The sequence below is a fragment of the Sunxiuqinia dokdonensis genome (assembly GCF_001270965.1).
Taxonomy (GTDB): Bacteria; Bacteroidota; Bacteroidia; order Bacteroidales; family Prolixibacteraceae; genus Sunxiuqinia; species Sunxiuqinia dokdonensis.
In genome coordinates, this window is the sequence record NZ_LGIA01000067.1 from 1 (window position 1) to 2617 (window position 2617).

General features: G+C 43.6%; 5 protein-coding genes. All 5 read right to left on the reverse strand.

The annotated features are described in order from the left end of the window. Positions 1-75 precede the first annotated feature (75 nt). The 5 genes from NC99_RS06035 to rsxE all read right to left on the reverse strand — a co-directional run bounded on the left by NC99_RS06035 (position 76) and on the right by rsxE (position 2584). Complete coding sequence (locus tag NC99_RS06035) at positions 76-333, reverse strand: YciI family protein (protein WP_053180905.1); 258 nt, start codon at positions 331-333, stop codon at positions 76-78. 8 nt (positions 334-341) lie between these two features. Next, entirely contained in the window at positions 342-869 is a 528-nt protein-coding gene (gene msrA / locus NC99_RS06040) for a peptide-methionine (S)-S-oxide reductase MsrA (RefSeq protein WP_239684421.1), read from the reverse strand. 80 nt (positions 870-949) lie between these two features. After that, positions 950-1249, reverse strand: coding sequence for a DUF6787 family protein (locus tag NC99_RS06045; RefSeq protein ID WP_053180913.1), 300 nt, complete (start codon positions 1247-1249; stop codon positions 950-952). A gap of 166 nt (positions 1250-1415) precedes the next feature. Then, complete coding sequence (rsxA, locus tag NC99_RS06050) at positions 1416-1988, reverse strand: electron transport complex subunit RsxA (RefSeq protein ID WP_053180916.1); 573 nt, start codon at positions 1986-1988, stop codon at positions 1416-1418. 11 nt (positions 1989-1999) lie between these two features. Continuing rightward, entirely contained in the window at positions 2000-2584 is a 585-nt protein-coding gene (gene rsxE / locus NC99_RS06055; protein WP_053180918.1) for an electron transport complex subunit RsxE, read from the reverse strand. Between the last annotated feature and the right edge of the window lie 33 nt (positions 2585-2617).

Here is a 2617-nt window from a genome sequence, read left to right on the forward strand (position 1 = left end):
AAACACCTTCAAATCACGGATTTTATTCACATTACCTGTTGATAACCAGTGATTTATTTTGTTTTTAAGGATTGACTAATTACCTCCATCCTGGAAAGGGCCGGCCATGGCCAGCTTACCCGATTCGGCCAAATGATTGAGATGAGCCAAATGTTTCTCCTGTAGTTGCGCTGCTTCAATCGAATCCTGGCTGCGTTCGGGGCCGGCCATCAGGTGCATAAAAACATAACGCTTCATGACGTAGGTGGTGTCGCCTTCGGTCATTTCAAACTCGCGCTGGGCAGATAAGCTCGTTGCTATAAGCACAAAAAGCAGCAATAAAGTTGTTTTCATGATCTACCTTATTTTAGTTTGTCCTGAAAAATTTTTCTGAATTTATCCAGCTTCGGAACAATTACAAACTGGCAGTAGCCTTGATTCGGGTTGTTTTCGTAGTAATCCTGATGATAATTCTCTGCCCGGTAGAAGTTTTCCCAAGGGGTGATCTCTGTAACGACAGGCTTGTCGAATACCTTTTCATCATTGAGCTTTTGCTTGATTTTCTCCGCAATTTCCTTTTGTGCTTCATTGTGGTAGAAAATCACTGAGCGGTATTGCGGACCCACATCGGCTCCCTGCCGGTTTAAAGTTGTGGGATCGTGTATTGCCCAAAACACTTCGAGCAATTCCTGAAAACTGATCACTGCCGGATCAAACTCAATTTCAATGACTTCGGCATGACCAGTTTTACCTGACGTTACTTCGCGGTAAGCCGGATTAATGACATGCCCGCCTGAATACCCAGAGGTCACGGATTCAACGCCTTTCAGTTCTTTAAAAACGGCTTCGGTACACCAGAAACAACCGCCGCCAAATGTTGCTATTTCCATTTTGTTTTTGTTTTGATTCGTGAATACACTGAATAAAAGCAAATTGACTATCAAAATTTTTAAAGTCATTGGGCTCGATATTAATCGTTCAATTTGATGCCAAACCGACGAAGCAGCTTTTTTTCAAATTTCCAGAAAAATGAAAATTGTCCCAACAGGGCGCCGAACACAATCAGCATGAGTTGGTAAGCTGGAACAATCGTTAAAACATAGGTCAGAGCCGATAACAAAAATGGCCAGTCGGGTGAATAATTGATCCAATGAAAAACAAGCTTTCTGATGACCAAGGCTCCGCTTCCTGCCAGAGAGAATACGAGGAAAATGATGGCCAGCTGAAGATTCGATTCAACCTCCCACTTTTCCTTCAAACGCTTAAACATAGTTCCTTTTTTGAGTACACTTAGTAAACAAGTTTTTTAGTGAATGGTTGAAGCAGATAAAAAAAAGCAACATCGAAATGATGCTGCTTTTGACTTATTCTCAATCTACTTGTTGGATTTTAATTGTTGATAAGTCTGAAAAATATTCATTTAAGTTTTCGATCAATTAAACCAAACCACTGAATCCCATGAAAGCCATAGCCAGAATCCCGGCAACGATCAGTGCAATCGGGGTTCCTTTCAATCCTTTCGGGACATTCATCAAGTCGAGGTGCTCCCGCAGCCCGGCAAAAAGCACCAGCGCCAAACCAAAACCGATGGCGTTGGCAATGGCAAACACAACACCCTGCATCAGGTTGAATTCTTTTTGATAGGTAAGAATAGCCACACCCAAAATGGCACAGTTGGTGGTAATGAGTGGCAAGAAAACACCCAGCGCCTGGTAAAGCGACGGACTGACTTTCTTCAGAATAATTTCAACCAGTTGCACCAGCGAGGCGATCACCAAAATGAAAAAAATGGTTTGCAGAAACTGAAGCCCAAACGGATTCAAAATATATTGCTGAATCAGGTAGGTGACAATGGTGGCAATCACCATCACAAAGGTGACTGCTCCGGTCATTCCAACGGCTGTACTGATTTTTTTCGATACGCCAAGAAAAGGACAGACTCCAAGAAACTGGTTCAGTACAATATTGTTGACAAAAATGGCCGCGACAATGATAATAATATATTCCATAATAATATCTCCTATGCTTTATTCAAACGGTTGATTAGCGCGATGAGGTAACCCAGCACGATAAAGGCTCCGGGAGCCAGCACAAATAGCAACATGCCGTAATCTTCAGGGAAAATGATCATGTCGAAGACCTTTCCGCTGCCCAAAAATTCGCGGGCCGCACCCAATAAAGTCAAGGCAAACGAGAACCCCAGTCCCATCCCTAATCCATCAATGACGGAAGAAACTATGGTATTTTTTGATGCGAATGCTTCGGCGCGACCCAGCACCACGCAGTTCACCACAATCAAGGGGATAAACAGCCCCAGACTCTCAAAAAGCGATGGGAGATAGGCTTGCATGGTGAGTTCCACCACCGTTACGAAAGCCGCGATAATGACAATAAAACTGGGAATGCGGACTTTTGCGGGAATCACATTTTTGATTGTTGAAACAACCAGGTTGGCCATGACCAAAACAAAAGTCGTGGCCAAGCCCATTCCCAGTCCGTTGATGGCTGAGGACGTTACACCCAGCGTGGGACACATACCCAGCAGCAGTACAAAAACCGGGTTTTCCTTGATAAATCCTTTGGTGAAGTTTTGTAGTTGATTCATGACTGTCCTCCTTCGTTTGTCGCATGGTTACTG